This is a genomic window from Synechococcus sp. Cruz CV12-2-Slac-r, from assembly GCF_024346075.1.
Classification (GTDB): Bacteria; Cyanobacteriota; Cyanobacteriia; order PCC-6307; family Cyanobiaceae; genus Synechococcus_D.
Genome location: NZ_JAGQEK010000027.1, coordinates 1 through 15,960 on the forward strand (window position 1 = coordinate 1; position 15,960 = coordinate 15,960).

Sequence of the window (15,960 nt, forward strand, 5' to 3'; positions counted from 1 at the left end):
GGTTGGTGGTGGCTGCAACGCAGCAGTCCGTTGCATTTTCAAGCCGAACAAATGCATGAGCCTGCTGCTGCCAGGTTTTTACCCCGCAGTGCAAATCTGAGTTTCTATCTGCAACTAGATCCAAATCAATTACCTGCCTACGGCCGCGCGGTGGCTCGCTCAAAGCAGCGAAATAGTGCCGCCAATGCCCTCACTAAACTGCGAGACGGTTTATTTGCCACTACTGGGCTCAATTACAACAACGAATTAAGCAACTGGATTGGCCCTGAGCTTGCTATATCGCTCACGGCAAGCAGCAACAACCAAATCCAGCCCAGTTGGGTGCTTGCCCTCTCCAGCCGCACCTCAACGGGGGCAAGGGAATTCCTGCAAACTTTTTGGCAAACCCGCAGCCTTGCAGGTGGTGATCTCTCGATCAGCAGCTACAGGGGCCTTGGCCTGATCAGCAGCAGCAACCCTGAGGCCCCATTGGCAACAGCCTTAATCAACGATCAACTGGTGTTGGTTGCCTCAAGGCGCGAAGCCCTAGAAGACGCCCTAGATAGCTCCCAGGTGGATGCGCTGAATCAATCCAGTGATCCCCAACTCCAAAACTGGTTAAAGCAAAACCGCAAAGGGGTGGCATTGCTACGCAGTGATGCCACCGGCATTAGTCAATTGCTTGGGCTGCCAACAAAGCTAGTGGCAGAAGAGCAAATGCAGCAGTTAGTTGGATCTATTGCTGTGCAGGGCAGTGAATTGCAGCTGGCAGCACAAATCAGCACAGGGATTGATCGCAACGACCCCCCCCTGGGCGATCGAGCTAACCAATGGCTGCAGCAACTGCGCCACAGCGCTGATCAAATCAATATCAGCAACGCCAGCGGCAGCATTAATTCCCTGCTCACAGTGGCAGTAACGAAACCTGGGCCCCTGCTCGATGAATTGCAACGCCAAAACCAAGGCCCGCTACTGCTGGCGTTAATAAATAGCAACCAATGGCTAGCTGCTACCGATGTAGCCAACCCGAGCCCAGAGGCTCTTAACCAACCCTTACACCTTGCTGGCTTTGATCCCACCAGTATCAACAGCATTGATGTGTGGAGTCGTTTATCCGGCCAAACCAACCGCGCTGGTGAACTAAAAGCAATTCTGGCTGGGGCCAGCGGTAGCAAAGCAAACGTGCGTTGGTGGAGCAACAACTTTGATGAATTGCAAAATCAATTACAAACAAAAGGTGTTAATAAAAAAGCGCCATTTATCGATGCTCAAAGCGTTGCATTCTCTCAATTAGGGCCAAAACTAAGCAGAGATTTGCTGGGGCATTGGTCTTTTTGGCAAGGCTTACAACTCTTAGCCGCCCAACCGCTTAGCCCTGCGGTTAACGGTTTGGAGTACATGTTGGAGGAAGATAAAACCAGTCTTGATCTCAAGGCCACATTGCATTTCAGTTAACCCCATGGCTCGCGAACTTTTATTGATCCGCCATGGCATTGCCGTTGAACGGGGCAGCACCGCCACAGATGAAGAGCGGGCTCTCACCTCAGAAGGCAGGGCGCGCACGCGGCGGGTATTGGAACGCTTAGAACGCTTGGGCCTTACCTGTGGCCCATTGGTAAGCAGCCCCTTGGTAAGGGCACGCCAAACCGGCGAACTTGCCCTTGAGCGAAAATTGGGAAATAGCCTTTCTTTTAGTAACTCCTTGGCACCAGGCCAAGACCCACTGCCACTGCTGCGGGAACTACTGGAGGAACCCTGGGAACGTGTTGGCCTTGTGGGCCATGAGCCAGATATGGGCCAACTGGCTAGCTATCTGCTGGGCTGCCAAACCCATAGCCTCCAGCTAAAAAAAGCCGGTGTTGCTCTACTGGCCCTAGATGAACCGCTACTTGATCCTGGTGCTGCCCAATTACGCCTCTTGTTAAGCCCCAAGGTGCTGCTAGACGGGGGCAAGGTGTAAAAGATGGCTCTTGATAGCAGCGGTTTTAGTCCGGGTCTTGAAGGTATCCCCGCCACCCAATCAGCGATCAGCAATATCGATGGGCAGCGCGGGATTCTCAGCTATCGCGGCTACGACATCGCAGATCTCGCAGCCAAAAGCAGTTTTTTAGAAACTGCTTATTTATTAATTTGGGGCAGCTTGCCTGATCCAGAAAATTTGCGCGCTTTTCAGTACAACGTGCAAATGCATCGCCGGGTGAGCTTTCGCATCCGCGACATGATGAAGTGTTTTCCCGCCGGCGGCCATCCCATGGATGCCCTGCAGGCAAGCGCTGCATCGCTGGGGTTGTTTTACTCAAATCGAGCCTTAGATGATCCCGATTACATCAGCCAAGCTGTTGTGCGGCTATTAGCCAAGATCCCAACAATGCTGGCCGCTTTTCAGCTAATCCGCCGCGGCCAAGATCCAATTCAGCCCCGAGAAGATTTACCCTACGCCTCAAATTTTTTATACATGCTCACCGAGCAGGAGCCAGATCCGCTTGCTGCCCGCATTTTTGATTCCTGCCTGGTGTTACACGCGGAACACACCCTTAATGCAAGCACCTTCAGCGCTCGGGTAACAGCTAGCACCCTCACAGATCCCTATGCAGTAATCGCATCTGCTGTGGGCACTCTGGCTGGGCCCCTCCATGGCGGCGCCAATGAAGACGTGCTGTTGATGCTGGAGCAGATCGGTACAGAAGATCGCGTGGAGGCTTACCTAGATCAAGCGATCGCCGAAAAGCGCAAGGTGATGGGATTTGGCCATCGCGAATATCGAATTAAGGATCCCCGCGCCACGATCCTGCAAAAGCTGGCAGAACAGCTATTTGATCGCTTTGGCAACGACCAGATGTACGACGTAGCCCGCCGTTTTGAAACCCTGGCCACCGAACGCTTAGGCCCAAAAGGGATTTTTCCCAATGTGGATTTTTATTCCGGTTTGGTGTATCGCAAGCTTGGTATTCCTACGGATTTATTTACGCCTGTTTTTGCCATTGCACGGGCTGCTGGATGGCTTGCCCATTGGCGCGAACAGCTGGGGGCAAACCGTATCTATCGACCCACCCAGATCTATACCGGCGAAATAAATCTGCCTTGGCTGCCCTTAGAGCAGCGTTGCGGCAACAACAAATAAACAACTAGGCCCACACTTGGGTAAGTTGCACTTATCGGATCGGAGCCATGGCCCCAGCCCCAGCCCTAACCCTTGATCTGGAATCAGGATTCCGCAGCCTGCTTGAAAGCGCTGGGGTAAGCCCTGGCGCCAGCAGGTTGCTTTGGTTGCCTTTACCAATGCTGCTGGTGCTTATTTCAGCAGTGGTGGGGGTGCTGGTAACCGTTTGGTTGGAGCGCAAAATTTCTGCTGCCGCCCAGCAGCGCATCGGCCCTGAATACGCCGGTGCCCTTGGCATTTTGCAACCGATTGCCGATGGGCTCAAATTACTTTTTAAAGAAGATGTAGTTCCCGCAAGGGCCGACGGCCTGCTGTTCACCTTGGGGCCGGTGCTTGTGGTGGTGCCGGTGATCTTGTCTTGGCTAGTGGTGCCTTTTGGGCAACATTTGCTGATCAGCAATGTGGGGATCGGAATTTTTCTCTGGATTGCCCTCAGCAGCATTCAGCCGATCGGTTTATTGATGAGTGGCTACGCAAGCAATAACAAGTATTCATTGATCGGAGGCTTAAGGGCTGCAGCGCAGTCGATCAGCTACGAAATACCGCTTGCCCTTGCGGTGCTGGCGGTGGTGATGATGAGCAACTCCCTAAGCACCGTGGCGATCGTTGATCAACAAAACACCGCTGGAATTTTGAGCTGGAATATCTGGCGCCAACCGGTGGGATTCCTGGTGTTTTGGATTTGCGCCTTAGCTGAATGCGAACGCCTGCCCTTCGATCTACCGGAAGCGGAAGAGGAATTGGTAGCTGGTTATCAAACCGAATATGCCGGCATGAAATTTGCCCTTTTTTATCTGGGCAGCTACATCAATCTGGTTTTATCGGCGCTGCTGGTGGTGGTGCTTTATTTGGGCGGTTGGGGCTTTCCGATCCCGGTAGAAACGCTGGCGAACTGGCTTGGCCAATCGGTAGACAACCCCGTTTTGCAGGTGTTTACAGGTGCCCTTGGCATCGTGATGACAGTGCTCAAGGCCTACTTGCTGGTGTTTATTGCGATCTTGCTGCGCTGGACGGTGCCACGGGTGCGGATTGATCAGCTGCTTAATTTTGGCTGGAAGTTCCTGCTCCCAATCGCGCTTGTAAATCTGCTTTTAACCGCTGCACTGAAGTTGGCGTTTCCAGCCATCATGGGTGGCATAAGCGCCTAGTTCTTTTTTTGTTATTCCCCTCGCTGCCAATCCATGTTCGGCTTTCTTAAACAAGTAGGCGACTACACCAAAGATGCGGTGAGCGCCAGCCAGAACATTGCTCAGGGCTTATCCGTAACCTTTGATCACCTGCGCCGCAGGCCAATCACGGTTCAATATCCCTATGAAAAACTGATCCCTTCTGAGCGCTACCGCGGCCGCATCCACTTTGAATTTGATAAGTGCATCGCCTGTGAAGTGTGTGTGCGCGTATGCCCAATCAATTTGCCAGTGGTGGATTGGGTAATGAATAAAGCAACTAAGAAAAAAGAGTTGCGTAATTACTCGATCGATTTTGGGGTGTGTATTTTTTGTGGTAACTGCGTTGAGTATTGCCCAACCAATTGCCTATCAATGACAGAGGAATACGAGCTCGCCACATTTGATCGCCATAGCCTTAATTACGACAACGTTGCCCTTGGTCGCTTGCCCACCAGCGTTACCAGCGATCCTGCTGTAGTGGCCTTAAAAGAACTCGCCTATCTGCCTAAAGGTGAAATGGATCCCCACGGCGTTGATCCAACCAGGCCAAGGGCTGGAATTACTAAGGAGGAAGCCAGCTGATGCCACCAATTGCTGAACTCACAGAGCTAATTGTTTTTGTTTTCCTCGCCAGTGCCGTGGTAATCGGGGCACTTGGAGTTGTATTGCTGCCAAACATCGTTTATGCCGCCTTCTTGCTAGGGGGCGTGTTTCTGGCGGTGGCTGGTCTTTATTTGATGCTTAATGCCAGCTTTATCGCAGCAGCCCAAGTGCTTATTTATGTGGGCGCGGTGAATGTATTGATCCTTTTTGCGATCATGTTGGTAAATAAAAAAGAAGCGATGGCCGCCTCCCCTGGCACAGGCCTAAGACGCATTCTTTCCAGCGGGGTTTGCGTTGGCTTATTAATTCTTTTACTGCGGGTTGCATTCACTACACCTTGGGCTTTGCCGGGGCCAGCACCGATTGGAGAAGATGCTGTAATTCGCCTTGGTGAACACTTCTTTAGTGATTATCTGCTGCCATTTGAACTCGCTTCTGTTTTGCTGCTAATGGCAATGATTGGCGCGATTGTGCTTGCCCGCCGCGACGTATTTAGCACTGATGTGGGCACTGGAGAGGCGGTAGATCAAGCCTTAATTGAGAAAGCCCGCAGCCCATTACTTGTTGGCAAAAATATCAACCAAAAATCATTGGAAACCAACCCATGAACACAAGTTTTCTAGTTCCACTCGAGGCTTATCTTACGGTTGCAGCATTACTTTTTTGTATTGGTGTGTGGGGCTTAATCAATAGCCGTAACGCGGTGCGGGTACTGATGAGTATTGAACTTATGTTGAACGGCGTAAATATAAATTTGATGGCTTTTTCCAGCTATTTAGATGGCTACGAAATTCGCGGCCAAGTGTATGCAATTTTTGTAATCACAGTGGCAGCAGCGGAAGCTGCTGTGGGTTTAGCAATTTTGCTCTCCTTATATCGCAACCGCGACACGGTTGATATGGAGCAATTCAACCTGCTGCGTTGGTAGCTAAATATGGAACTAAACCACGTATGGGTGGTGTTTCGCAGCGGTAGCCAAAGTGCCGAGCGCATGGCGCGCCGTTGTTCAGATTTATTACTTGAGCGTGGTTCTCAGGTCACGATTGCGATGAGTGGCCTAAACGCCAATCCTTTTCCAGGTTTACTTGCAGATGGAGCCTTACCAAATTTGGTTTTGGTTCTTGGCGGAGATGGCACTGTGTTGGGGGCTGCCCGCTACCTAGGCCCCCTTGGTGTGCCGTTGCTCAGTTTCAATGTTGGCGGCCATCTGGGTTTTCTTACCCACGAAAGTAGTTTGCTCAGCAGCTTGCTTGCGGATGCTGGCAATGGCCTCTGGCAAAGGTTGCTTGAGGGCCACTACGCCTTAGAGCAACGCTTGATGTTGCAGGCCAGCATCGACCGTGGCGATGGGGTGCCTGATAGTGGCGATCAACTAGACGATCAAGGCAAGCCTTGCCATTTAGCTTTAAACGATTTCTATATGCGTCCAGCCCAGGAAGAATCCTCCCCCACCTGCCGGCTAGAACTTGAGATCGATGCTGAAGTTGTGGGTCAATATCAAGGCGACGGCCTGATCATTGCTACCCCCACCGGTTCCACCGGATATGCAATGGCAGCAGGGGGGCCAATCCTGCACCCCTCGATTGATGCAATTGTTGTTAATCCGATTTGCCCAATGAGCTTGTCTAGCCGGCCAGTGGTGGTGCCACCTCGCTCAGTGCTAGCAATCTGGCCCCTTGGAGAAAGTGGCAGGCGCGTGAAGCTTTGGAAGGATGGGGCACTTGCCTCAGTGCTGGAACCCGGCGATCGCTGTGTAATCAAGCAAGCAGATCACCATGCATTGTTGCTTTCCCTTGATCAGCAACCCTCCTATTTCAAAAATCTCAGCCATAAGCTGCATTGGGCTGGCAGCCTCAGTGATGCCATGCCATCTCAAAACTGAACCATCCAGATCAGCTAATGGGCTTAGAAATCGAAAGACGTTTTTTAGTTGTAGATGATGGCTGGCGGCAATTTCTTCAATATTCAGAGCCACTGCAACAGGGCTACTTAAGCCAAGGCAGCAGTGGCTTCACCATAAGAGTGCGTTGCAGCGCTCAAAAAGCCTGGCTCACCATCAAAGCCCCCACTGCTGATCCAGTGATACGCCATGAGTTCGAGCTGGCGATGCCGCTTGCGGAAGCTTTGCAACTTTTAGATTTAACCCCCTGCCGCATTAAAAAAACCAGGCATCATCTATTGCTGCCGGGCGGTGATTGGGTGATAGATGTGTTTGAAGCAGAAAATGCCGGTTTAATAATTGCAGAAGTTGAACTGCCAAAGGCCGATAGCCCTCTAGAAATCCCGCTTTGGTGTGGCGCGGAAATAAGTGATAGAGGTGAACTAAGTAATGCTGCTCTTGCCGTTAAACCCTGGAAATTCAGGCAACTTGAAGCAAAGATGTAGCAGGGAAATCTTTGGAAATAGTCGCAAGATCAACGCCTAGAGCTACTAAAATCTGCTGTAACTGGGTGTTATTTAGTTCAGGGAATATCGGCAAACTAAGCACCTCTGCTGCCAACCGTTCGGTGATCGGCAAACTTCCAGGTTCATAGCCGAGTTCGGCGTAAGCCGGCTGCCGATGAATTGGGATCGGGTAGTAAATGATTGTATTAACCCCTTGTTGTTGCAAATGAGCCTGCAACCAATTGCGGCAACGCCCTTCAGGTAATCCATGGCTGGCGCTTGTGGGGCAGGGGCTACAGCTTGAGTTGCCACAAGCGGCTGCCTCCATGGGGCAAGCGGGAATGCGCAACACAAATTGATTCCAACTATGGCCGATTGGGCCAGGATCGGGAACATGTAAGTGGGAAAAATCGCTAAGGGCAGCGAGGTAAGCGCTGGCGATAGCGCTACGCCGCTGGATCCACTCTTGCAAGCGCGGTAATTTCACTAAAAGCACCGCTGCTTGCAAAGCATCGAGGCGGCTGTTGTAGCCCAAGTTTGTATGTAAATAACGGCGTGGCATCCCATGCACTGCTAATTCCCTCACTTTTTGGGCTAACTCAGCATTTCCACAGGTAACGGCACCACCATCGCCAGCTGCGCCAAGATTTTTTGTAGGGAAAAAACTAAAACAACCAAGATCTCCCCAGCTGCCAACTGCTCGCCCCGCCCAGCTCGCACCCGTGGCTTGGGCGCAATCTTCCACCACAAAAAGTTTGTGGCTTTGCGCCAACTGCATCAGCCGCTCCATATCAACCGGGCGGCCAAATAAATGCACAGGCAGTATCGCTTTAGTGGCTGGGGTAATAGCCGCTTCCACTTGATCAAGATCTATTAGGTATGAATCTGGATCTACATCTACAAAAACTGGTTTTGCTCCCACGGCGCTAATCGCCTCAGCAGTGGCAAAAAAACTAAAAGAACTTGTGATCACCTCATCGCCAATCCCCACATCGAGGGCCCTCAGGGCTAAAACCAGAGCATCGGTGCCGCTGTTACAACCAATTGCATGGGCAACACCGCACGACGCCGCAAAAGCCTCTTCAAATTTGGCGATAACCGGCCCGCCGATGTATTGCCCACTACGCAACACCTGTAATACCGCCTGATCAAGCTCCTCCCCCAGCTCGGCCAGCTGAACACTCAGATCAAAAGGAGGAATTGCCATAAGGCACAGCTTAAATGCTTCTAGGTTGCTAATTGATGTTGCCAAATGAATGCACCATGGAGAGCCATAGCCGTTAGCGGTGCACTGATCCTTGTGGCTGTTATCAGCGCCGGAAAATTGCCTTTGGCTTGGAAAACCTATCCACTCAGCCGCCAAGACCCCCACGACGGCCTTGCCGTTGTGAGCCAACCCAACGGTTACGGGCTACATATCTGGATTGAAACAAACACAAACGAAGCTGGGGTTTGCAAACCCCGCTGGAATGTTGATCCCGCCAGACTTTTTAATGGAAATGGCTCTGCTCCTTTTAGCTCTGGGCTAGCTAGCAGAGGCGAATTTTTTGAAGCCGTAAGCCACTGGCACATAAAAAATCAGCTGCGCCGCGAAAGTGAGGCTCTATGCAAAGCGCGCGCGCCGGAATCAAAATTTATATGGCTTACGCCACCGCGCCGTGCTGCAGAAGTAATTGTTGAACCGTTGCCAACCCTTAAACAACAAGACCTGTTGCCCGATCCAAGCCAGATTCGCCAGGAGGAAGAAAAAATGCTTAGGGGTGATCAGTGATAAGTGCTCGGGGGGTAACTATCCATGGAGATCAGCTTGAAAATTGCTGTTGCAGCAGCGGTTGTGCCTGTTTCCAAAACCGAGTGAATCGCCTTAATAAATAAGGAGTTTCTAGAACCACAAAAGGATCTACCGCCAACTGCTCCACCTCTAGATGCTGCCCCAATGCCGTGATTATTTTTTGCAAATAGGGATCTTGCGGAGTTTGGGTTACAACCCCATCACAACCGCATCTGGCGGCAAATTCCAAAATTTCAGCTGCCGGATCACCATTGCGCAGCACCACTGGCACTTCCAGCAGGCTTTCAAATACAAAACCAACACGTTTCAAACCAATCCCCTCCGCCTCAAGCCGCGCCGTATTAAAAACAAATAAAGCGGGCGCTTGGGGCCATGCCTGCCATACCGGATTCGCAGGACCTAATCCTTCAGCATGAATCCAAAGCAAAGGGTTTTTAAATTTAAAAGTTGATTTAGGTGCTGACTGGGATTTAGATGTAGTTGCTGATTCAAATCCAAACGTGGGGAGGGGTGGTTGCAACTGTGATTGATCATCTAAAACATTGTTAGTTAGAAAAAGCTTTTTCTGCAGCTCTTCGTAGCTGGCATCAAACAAGCAATTGGATGCTGCAGGGCAACTATCACAGAATTTATTGCCAGCATATTTTTCTAAATTTTCGCGATTGAATATATAAGGTTTAGAGCTAAAACAACTTGCCACCCATTGCCAACTGAGGTTATTACTGGCGGGATCAGCATCGATTAAATGCTGTAGAAACCAGTGAGCACCTGCCTGCCAGCTAATGCGGCGCCAGTGCACTAAATAGGAAGCAAGCCACATCCGCGCATGATTATGGAGCCAGCCAGTGCTAACAAGTTGCTGCTGAAATGCATCAATACAGGCGAGACCAGTTTCACCATTAAGCACATCTATGGGTAAAGCTGGGTTATAGCTTTCGGGAAGATGGCCAGTTTTAAGTAATTCAATATCTTGCCAAATTTGATCTCCGCGCTGCTGCCACACCCGCTGCCAAAATTCACGCCAAGCCAATTCACTAATGAATTTCTCTTGATCGCGCCAAGGGCGTTTCTGGCTGATCAGCCAATCTTTAAGTTCTGCCAAACCGAGCAGCCCGTGGCGCACGTAAGGCGAAAGTTGGCTAACGGCGCCATGTAAAAAGTTGCGGTTGCGGTTGTAAGCAACGGGATCCAACCGTCGCAAAACTAATTCCGCCGCCTTGCGGCCCCCAGGCACTGGGCTAAGGCCAGCATCAATAAGTGCTGCAGCAGGGAACTGCTGGCGCAGAAATTGCTCTAAGGCATTGCGATCAGCAAAACCACGAATTAAGTCGCCCGGTGCGGGCAAAGGTAGGGATCGGTGCACTGCCATACCGCCATGCTGCCGCCGCTGGGGGAGAATCGCTCAATCCTTGGTGCCTTTTCCATGCTCCTTGATCTCCGCGGTAAGAAAGCCCTCGTTACCGGTATTGCCAATAACAAGTCGATTGCTTGGGGGATTGCTCAGCAGCTCCATAGGGCCGGCTGTGAACTAGGGGTTACCTACTTGCCAGATGAAAGGGGCAGATTTGAAGGCAAGGTGCGCGAACTCACAGCGCCGCTGAGCCCAAGCTTGTTTGAACCCCTCAATGTGCAAGATCCAGCCCAAATCGAAGCGGTATTCAAGCGGGTTGCGGAACAATGGGGCTCTATTGATGTGCTGGTGCACTGCCTTGCATTTGCAGGCAAAGAGGAGCTAATTGGTGATTACAGCGCCATCAGTTCTGAAGGTTTTAATAGAGCACTAGAGGTGAGTGCCTATTCGTTGGCACCGCTGTGCCGCTTTGCTAAACCACTATTCAATCCAGGTGCCAGCGTAATCACTTTGAGCTACCTCGGGAGTGAACGCGCAATACCTAACTACAACGTAATGGGTGTTGCCAAAGCGGCACTTGAAGCATCTGTGCGTTATCTAGCAGCAGAACTAGGCCCCGAAAAGCAAGTGCGGGTAAATGCAATTAGCGCCGGCCCGATTCGCACTTTAGCAAGCAGTGCCATTGGCGGAATATTAGACATGATTCACAACGTGGAAGAAAAGGCCCCATTACGCCGCACAGTGAGCCAAGAAGAAGTTGGCAGCACCGCTGCATTTCTTGCTAGCTCGTTGAGTTCAGGAATAACAGGCCAAGTGCTCTATGTGGATGCCGGTTACTGCATCACTGGGATGTGAAATGAGCAAAAGTAGTTTTAAATAAAACTAAGCATGAACTGAATCCAGCCAGTCAATTTCGCCGGTATCAAGGTCGTAGTGGCCAGTTTTTACAAGTAATGAGCCAGATCTAACAAGATCTGTAAGTAATACGCTTGAGTTCACTAAATTACGACCAGATTGCACCGCATTAGCCCGGCAGGCCTTATCCAATAAAATCTCTTTTGCGCTTTGCTCCAGCTCAGATGTATGCCCCTGCAATACACCAGCAGCAAGCAATTGCATGCGCACCTGCCCCACAACTTGGCCTAGGGCAGGGGGCAAATGTGTTGAAAAATCGAGGGCAGCAGTCACCGCACCACAGCGTTCATGGCCCAGCACAATAATTAATTTAATACCCAAATGCGCCACGGCAAACTCCAAAGAGCCGATCGCTGCAGTGAAAACCGTATTTCCAGCACTGCGAACAACAAATAAATCACCAAAGCCCGCATCAAATAACAATTCCAACGGCACCCGTGAATCGCCGCAGCCAAGCACCGCTGCCATGGGATGTTGACCTGCAGCCACTTGATGTAAACGCTCAATACTGGAGTGTGGATGTAAAGAATGGCCATCTAAAAAACGTTTATGCCCTTCTAATAATTTCTCAAATACTTGCTTTGGATTTTGAGGGAAATTTCCTTTTTGTTGCTGGGAAGTTGAAGTTGCCATAATAGGGGTATAATTAATTAAAAAATCTTAATTTATCAACCTCTTGGCACTCCCCCACAGAGTCAAGCTTCACTGATCTGGACCTAACACCATGACAATTCAACGTATAGGCCAGGTGCATCGCGTTACCGGCGAAACGAATGTTCAAGTGCAGCTAAATCTCGATGGCACAGGCCAATGCGAGGTAGATAGCGGGGTGGCATTTCTTGATCACATGCTGCATCAATTAGCAAGCCACGGACTGCTAGACCTAAAAATAAAAGCGTTAGGTGATACCCATATCGATGATCACCACAGCAATGAAGATGTAGGCATAGCAGTGGGGCAAGCTCTAGCGAAAGCCCTTGGAGATCGACGCGGCATTCAACGCTTTGGGCATTTTGTGGCCCCCCTAGATGAGGCCCTAGTGCAGGTGGTTCTTGATTGCAGCGGCAGGCCCCATCTGAGCTATGGCTTAAAAATCCCGGCCGCTCGAATCGGCAGCTACGACACTGAACTGGTGAAAGAGTTTTTTGTAGCCGTAGTGAATAATTCCGGCCTCACCCTTCATATTCGCCAATTAGATGGCGTTAATTCACACCATCTAGTGGAGGCATGTTTTAAGGCATTTGCAAGGGCGCTTCGGCTGGCGGTAGAGATTGATCCGCGCCGCGCAGGGGCCGTACCAAGCAGCAAAGGGGTTTTGGAGCAGGCGGGCCAAGCCCACACTTAACACTCCGTTACGCGAGGATGGCTGAAGCTTTGAGCTCGTCATGACCGCTACCTATAACCGCACCGATTGGGCTAGCGCCTTTCGCAATGTGGGCCAAGAGCTGAGTGATGTGCCGGTAAAAGCCAGTAGTGGCAGCATCCCAGAAGCATTAATTGGCACCCTTTATCGCAACGGCCCTGGCCGCCTAGAGCGGGGCGGGCAATGGGTGCACCACCCCTTTGATGGCGATGGCATGGTTACTGCGCTGCGCTTTCACCAGCAAGGCGTTTCATTAACCAATCGCTTTGTGCGCACTGAAGGCTGGCTCGCTGAAGAAAAAGCAGACAAGGTTTTATATCGAGGCGTATTCGGCAGCCAAAAGCCAGGCGGGGTACTTGCAAACGCTTTTGATCTACGCCTAAAAAATATTGCTAACACCCATGTGGTGCAACTTGGTGATCAATTGCTGGCCCTTTGGGAAGCAGCCGAACCCCATGCCATGGATCCTGTGAGTCTTGAAACCAAGGGAATTTCATTACTTGATGGTGTTTTGCGTGATGGGGAAGCATTTAGCGCCCATCCCCGTTTTGATCCAGGTCACCATGGCAGCCCAAGAATGGTCACGTTTGGCGTAAAAAGTGGGCCGCGTAGCACCATACGCCTGATGGAATTTGCAACAGTTGATGATCCAAGCAGTGGTATCAAAGCAGGAAAACTATTACACGATCGCAGCGATAACTTTCCTGGCTTTGCTTTCTTACACGACTTTGCAATAACACCCAACTGGGCTATTTTCCTGCAAAATGCAATATCATTTAATCCCTTACCTTTCGTATTTGGTACTAAAGGTGCTGCACAATGCTTGCAATCAAAAGCTGGAGGTATTGCTCAATTCTGGCTGGTGCCTAGAGCTGAAGGTAAATATGCAGGCGAAAAACCAAGGGTGATTCCTGCTCCTGAAGGATTTGTATTCCACCATTTAAATGCCTGGGAAGAAGAGGATGATGTAGTAGTTGAGAGCATTTATTACAGCGACTTTCCATCAATCGGTCCAGACCAAGACTTTCAAGAGATCGATTTTAATTTAATCCCAGAGGGCCTGCTAGAGCGCTGCATTATTAACCTCACATCAAATTCTGTTAAGTGCCAGAGATTAAGTGAACGCTGTTGTGAATTCGCAATGGTTAATCCAAATAATGAAGGCATAAAATCCAGCTACTGCTGGATGGCGGTGGCGGATAAAGAACAGGGGAATGATCCATTACAAGCAATTAAAAAGCTAGATCTAAGTAATGGCGAAAAGTTCATCTGGAGCGCAGCCCCCAGGGGTTTTGTAAGTGAACCAATAATGGTACCGAGGGCTGGTGCGATCAAAGAAGACGATGGCTGGATTCTGTGTGTTGTTTGGAATGGAGCCCGTTGCGCCAGTGATTTAGTAATACTTAATGCGAATGATCTAAGCGAGCAGGCGGTATTAGAGCTTCCCCTAGCAATTCCCCATGGCTTACATGGCAGCTGGGTTGATGCCTAGCAACAACTCCAATTTAGGAAGTAATTTTTTAAATGCTTTACCACGATGGCCGTATGTTGCTTTTGTTTCTTTATCTATTTCAGCATAACTAAGCCCAAGTTCTGGAATTAAAAATATCGGATCATAGCCAAAGCCTTCATCGCCCCTCGCCTCAATAAGTATCTCTCCGGAGCAGCTGCCTTGAGCTTCTAAGATAATATCACCAGCAGGGTTAGCAATAGCCAATGCGGCAACAAATTCAGCTTTTCGATTATAACTTGAATTGGTTTTCAAAGCCTTTTCAAGTTCATTTAATAATTTATTAATCCGATCAAAGTCCGTGGCTGCATAGCGAGCTGAATGTATCCCGGGATCGCCACCAAGGGCATCAACACTTAAACCTGAATCATCGGCAAGGGCCCATTGCTTAGTTGCGATTGCAACAGCTTGCGCTTTAAGGCGTGCGTTTTCTGCAAAAGTAGCTCCGGTTTCTTCTACATTTAGATTGAGCGGTTGCGCAGAAATATCAAGGGGAAGATGCGCTAATAAGGATTCAAATTCTCTCAATTTGCCTGCATTAGCGCTTGCGATTACGAGCTTATTAAATATCATTAAAACTACTTCACTAAGGAAGCGTAAAGCCTGAGGTGTTCAAGTGTTTTAAATCAAGCATCACTATGCTCAACCAACCCAACAATGCAAGCCCTCCAAGCCCAGCAAGAGCAATTAATGGGCCGGCCCATGGAGCTTTTGGCTTGCGTTTGGGAAGTAGATCAAATTCTTCATTTGTATCAGTCATTTTGATTTTTTAGTTGTTTAGTGGATTATAAAGCATAAAAGCGAGCGCTGCTCTAGGATCAACTAGGATAAATTGCCATGCCCTTATTTCTTTGGGGCATTTTTGCTTGCCCATATCAAACAAATAGGTGCATAAGTGAGCGTTAGTGTGATCACGCCCACAAGGCTGCTGCCGGATCGGGTTGGCATGTTAGTGGAATTAAATCAAAGCCTTAGTAATAACAACTGCATTGTTGAACATGTAATTGTTATTGATGGCGCAGCTAAAACAAATCTGCCTGCAGATCTATGCCCCAATACCACGGTAATTGCTACCGCCAGGCCCGTCGGCCAGGCCGCTGCCCGTAATTTAGGCCTCGCTGTAGCGCGGGGGGATTGGATTACCAGCGCAGACGACGACGATTGGCTGTATCCCCATTCACTTGATAAAAGATTAGCGGCAATAAAAAGTGATCGGAATGCTCTTTGGTGCGCGGGATATTGCACAGATGATTGCAAATTAGATCCAGCAATAATTGCAGCTGGAGTTAGCTCAGCTGGCGATGTTTGGCGGGCATGGCCTACACCAAAAGCAAATATCCCCCTAGGGCCAACCACCTTGCTGGTAGATGTAAATCTACTCAGGAGTATCGGAGGCTGGATGGGGCTTCCCCAAGGGGAAGATATCGGCATGATGATGGCTGTTACTTCATCTGCTCCAGGTATTATCATTGATTCCTATGTTTATCACATTCGGCTTCATCCGGGCCAAATGACTAAAACAGCTTGGTTTGAAGAATTGGAACTGCTATCGCGTAAAGCAGCATGGAATAGGGGCGAACAAATACTTAATATGGCAAATAAATCAATCAAGCTCAATGTAATTCAAGCTTCCGCTAGTTGCTGAGCCCAGTGCAATACAACCTCCACCCGTTCTGGAGTAGGCGCTTCGCAATACAAGCGCAACAAGGGTTCAGTGCCAGAAAAGCGCAGCA

At 49.9% G+C, this 15,960-nt stretch carries 20 protein-coding genes; 14 read left to right on the plus strand and 6 right to left on the minus strand.

The annotated features are described in order from the left end of the window. The 9 genes from KB557_RS03930 to KB557_RS03970 form a co-directional block, all read left to right on the plus strand. A partial coding sequence (locus tag KB557_RS03930) for a DUF3352 domain-containing protein (RefSeq protein WP_255131518.1) occupies positions 1 to 1,434 on the plus strand: 1,434 nt, incomplete at its 5' end. A 4-nt stretch (positions 1,435 to 1,438) separates the two neighbouring features. Beyond that, positions 1,439 to 1,939, plus strand: a complete 501-nt coding sequence (locus tag KB557_RS03935; protein WP_255131519.1) for a histidine phosphatase family protein — start codon at positions 1,439 to 1,441, stop codon at positions 1,937 to 1,939. Positions 1,940 to 1,942: 3 nt separating this feature from the next. Beyond that, positions 1,943 to 3,100 (plus strand): citrate synthase, encoded by a 1,158-nt coding sequence (locus tag KB557_RS03940; RefSeq protein ID WP_255131520.1) that lies wholly within the window; start codon positions 1,943 to 1,945, stop codon positions 3,098 to 3,100. A gap of 47 nt (positions 3,101 to 3,147) precedes the next feature. Beyond that, a complete protein-coding gene (gene nuoH / locus KB557_RS03945) occupies positions 3,148 to 4,287 on the plus strand; it encodes an NADH-quinone oxidoreductase subunit NuoH (RefSeq protein ID WP_255131521.1) in 1,140 nt (379 codons plus the stop codon). Positions 4,288 to 4,320: 33 nt separating this feature from the next. Further along, positions 4,321 to 4,890 (plus strand): NAD(P)H-quinone oxidoreductase subunit I, encoded by a 570-nt coding sequence (gene ndhI / locus KB557_RS03950; protein ID WP_255131522.1) that lies wholly within the window; start codon positions 4,321 to 4,323, stop codon positions 4,888 to 4,890. Next, on the plus strand, positions 4,890 to 5,519 hold the full coding sequence (locus KB557_RS03955) for an NADH-quinone oxidoreductase subunit J (protein ID WP_255131523.1): 630 nt from the start codon (positions 4,890 to 4,892) through the stop codon (positions 5,517 to 5,519). Before ndhI ends, KB557_RS03955 begins: the two co-directional genes overlap by 1 nt. Further along, positions 5,516 to 5,839 (plus strand): NADH-quinone oxidoreductase subunit NuoK, encoded by a 324-nt coding sequence (nuoK, locus tag KB557_RS03960; protein WP_255131524.1) that lies wholly within the window; start codon positions 5,516 to 5,518, stop codon positions 5,837 to 5,839. The genes KB557_RS03955 and nuoK overlap by 4 nt, the downstream gene beginning before the upstream one ends. 6 nt (positions 5,840 to 5,845) lie before the next feature. After that, entirely contained in the window at positions 5,846 to 6,793 is a 948-nt protein-coding gene (locus KB557_RS03965; protein WP_255131525.1) for an NAD(+) kinase, read from the plus strand. Between the two features lie 17 nt (positions 6,794 to 6,810). Next, on the plus strand, positions 6,811 to 7,296 hold the full coding sequence (locus KB557_RS03970) for a CYTH domain-containing protein (protein ID WP_255131526.1): 486 nt from the start codon (positions 6,811 to 6,813) through the stop codon (positions 7,294 to 7,296). On the opposite strand, the gene KB557_RS03975 is transcribed toward KB557_RS03970, so the two are convergent. After that, positions 7,271 to 8,503 carry a DegT/DnrJ/EryC1/StrS aminotransferase family protein gene (locus tag KB557_RS03975; protein WP_255131527.1) on the minus strand — a complete coding sequence of 411 codons (1,233 nt, stop codon included), beginning with the start codon at positions 8,501 to 8,503 and terminating at the stop codon, positions 7,271 to 7,273. The two genes, KB557_RS03970 and KB557_RS03975, sit on opposite strands and share 26 nt — an antisense overlap. A gap of 45 nt (positions 8,504 to 8,548) precedes the next feature. Here KB557_RS03975 and KB557_RS03980 point away from each other — a divergent pair, with 45 nt between their 5' ends. After that, entirely contained in the window at positions 8,549 to 9,067 is a 519-nt protein-coding gene (locus tag KB557_RS03980; protein ID WP_255131528.1) for a hypothetical protein, read from the plus strand. Positions 9,068 to 9,098: 31 nt separating this feature from the next. On the opposite strand, the gene KB557_RS03985 is transcribed toward KB557_RS03980, so the two are convergent. After that, the gene (locus KB557_RS03985; RefSeq protein ID WP_255131529.1) at positions 9,099 to 10,457 is read right to left on the minus strand and encodes an FAD-binding domain-containing protein; all 1,359 of its coding nucleotides are present in this window, start codon (positions 10,455 to 10,457) and stop codon (positions 9,099 to 9,101) included. Positions 10,458 to 10,511: 54 nt separating this feature from the next. Here KB557_RS03985 and fabI point away from each other — a divergent pair, with 54 nt between their 5' ends. Next, positions 10,512 to 11,294 carry an enoyl-ACP reductase FabI gene (gene fabI, locus KB557_RS03990; protein WP_255131536.1) on the plus strand — a complete coding sequence of 261 codons (783 nt, stop codon included), beginning with the start codon at positions 10,512 to 10,514 and terminating at the stop codon, positions 11,292 to 11,294. Between the two features lie 27 nt (positions 11,295 to 11,321). Here fabI and KB557_RS03995 read toward each other — a convergent pair whose 3' ends face one another. Further along, entirely contained in the window at positions 11,322 to 11,987 is a 666-nt protein-coding gene (locus tag KB557_RS03995) for a carbonic anhydrase (RefSeq protein ID WP_255131530.1), read from the minus strand. A 91-nt stretch (positions 11,988 to 12,078) separates the two neighbouring features. Here KB557_RS03995 and hisB point away from each other — a divergent pair, with 91 nt between their 5' ends. Both hisB and KB557_RS04005 read left to right on the plus strand, forming a co-directional pair. After that, the gene (gene hisB, locus KB557_RS04000) at positions 12,079 to 12,699 is read left to right on the plus strand and encodes an imidazoleglycerol-phosphate dehydratase HisB (RefSeq protein ID WP_255131531.1); all 621 of its coding nucleotides are present in this window, start codon (positions 12,079 to 12,081) and stop codon (positions 12,697 to 12,699) included. Positions 12,700 to 12,739: 40 nt separating this feature from the next. Further along, entirely contained in the window at positions 12,740 to 14,209 is a 1,470-nt protein-coding gene (locus KB557_RS04005) for a carotenoid oxygenase family protein (protein ID WP_255131532.1), read from the plus strand. Here the strand turns inward: KB557_RS04005 and rdgB are convergent. Continuing rightward, positions 14,183 to 14,800, minus strand: coding sequence for an RdgB/HAM1 family non-canonical purine NTP pyrophosphatase (gene rdgB, locus KB557_RS04010; protein ID WP_255131533.1), 618 nt, complete (start codon positions 14,798 to 14,800; stop codon positions 14,183 to 14,185). The genes KB557_RS04005 and rdgB overlap by 27 nt on opposite strands. A gap of 13 nt (positions 14,801 to 14,813) precedes the next feature. After that, entirely contained in the window at positions 14,814 to 14,987 is a 174-nt protein-coding gene (locus KB557_RS04015) for a hypothetical protein (RefSeq protein WP_255131534.1), read from the minus strand. Positions 14,988 to 15,122: 135 nt separating this feature from the next. On the opposite strand from KB557_RS04015, the gene KB557_RS04020 reads away from it, so the two are divergent. Further along, entirely contained in the window at positions 15,123 to 15,872 is a 750-nt protein-coding gene (locus KB557_RS04020) for a glycosyltransferase (protein WP_255131535.1), read from the plus strand. Here the strand turns inward: KB557_RS04020 and KB557_RS11220 are convergent. Beyond that, positions 15,851 to 15,960 (minus strand): hypothetical protein (locus tag KB557_RS11220; protein ID WP_399218630.1); only part of this gene is annotated, 110 nt, incomplete at its 5' end. The genes KB557_RS04020 and KB557_RS11220 overlap by 22 nt on opposite strands.

Bases quoted from the DNA above. Each gene is read 5' to 3' on its own strand.
- nuoK (WP_255131524.1), top strand. From the start codon at position 5,516: ATGAACACAAGTTTTCTAGTTCCACTCGAGGCTTATCTTACGGTTGCA.
- fabI (WP_255131536.1), top strand. From the start codon at position 10,512: ATGCTCCTTGATCTCCGCGGTAAGAAAGCCCTCGTTACCGGTATTGCC.
- KB557_RS03935 (WP_255131519.1), top strand. From the start codon at position 1,439: ATGGCTCGCGAACTTTTATTGATCCGCCATGGCATTGCCGTTGAACGG.
- ndhI (WP_255131522.1), top strand. From the start codon at position 4,321: ATGTTCGGCTTTCTTAAACAAGTAGGCGACTACACCAAAGATGCGGTG.
- KB557_RS03995 (WP_255131530.1), bottom strand. From the start codon at position 11,987: ATGGCAACTTCAACTTCCCAGCAACAAAAAGGAAATTTCCCTCAAAAT.
- KB557_RS03985 (WP_255131529.1), bottom strand. From the start codon at position 10,457: ATGGCAGTGCACCGATCCCTACCTTTGCCCGCACCGGGCGACTTAATT.
- KB557_RS03965 (WP_255131525.1), top strand. From the start codon at position 5,846: ATGGAACTAAACCACGTATGGGTGGTGTTTCGCAGCGGTAGCCAAAGT.
- KB557_RS03975 (WP_255131527.1), bottom strand. From the start codon at position 8,503: ATGGCAATTCCTCCTTTTGATCTGAGTGTTCAGCTGGCCGAGCTGGGG.
- KB557_RS03955 (WP_255131523.1), top strand. From the start codon at position 4,890: ATGCCACCAATTGCTGAACTCACAGAGCTAATTGTTTTTGTTTTCCTC.
- hisB (WP_255131531.1), top strand. From the start codon at position 12,079: ATGACAATTCAACGTATAGGCCAGGTGCATCGCGTTACCGGCGAAACG.
- KB557_RS04005 (WP_255131532.1), top strand. From the start codon at position 12,740: ATGACCGCTACCTATAACCGCACCGATTGGGCTAGCGCCTTTCGCAAT.
- KB557_RS03980 (WP_255131528.1), top strand. From the start codon at position 8,549: ATGAATGCACCATGGAGAGCCATAGCCGTTAGCGGTGCACTGATCCTT.
- rdgB (WP_255131533.1), bottom strand. From the start codon at position 14,800: ATGATATTTAATAAGCTCGTAATCGCAAGCGCTAATGCAGGCAAATTG.
- KB557_RS03940 (WP_255131520.1), top strand. From the start codon at position 1,943: ATGGCTCTTGATAGCAGCGGTTTTAGTCCGGGTCTTGAAGGTATCCCC.
- KB557_RS04015 (WP_255131534.1), bottom strand. From the start codon at position 14,987: ATGACTGATACAAATGAAGAATTTGATCTACTTCCCAAACGCAAGCCA.
- nuoH (WP_255131521.1), top strand. From the start codon at position 3,148: ATGGCCCCAGCCCCAGCCCTAACCCTTGATCTGGAATCAGGATTCCGC.
- KB557_RS03970 (WP_255131526.1), top strand. From the start codon at position 6,811: ATGGGCTTAGAAATCGAAAGACGTTTTTTAGTTGTAGATGATGGCTGG.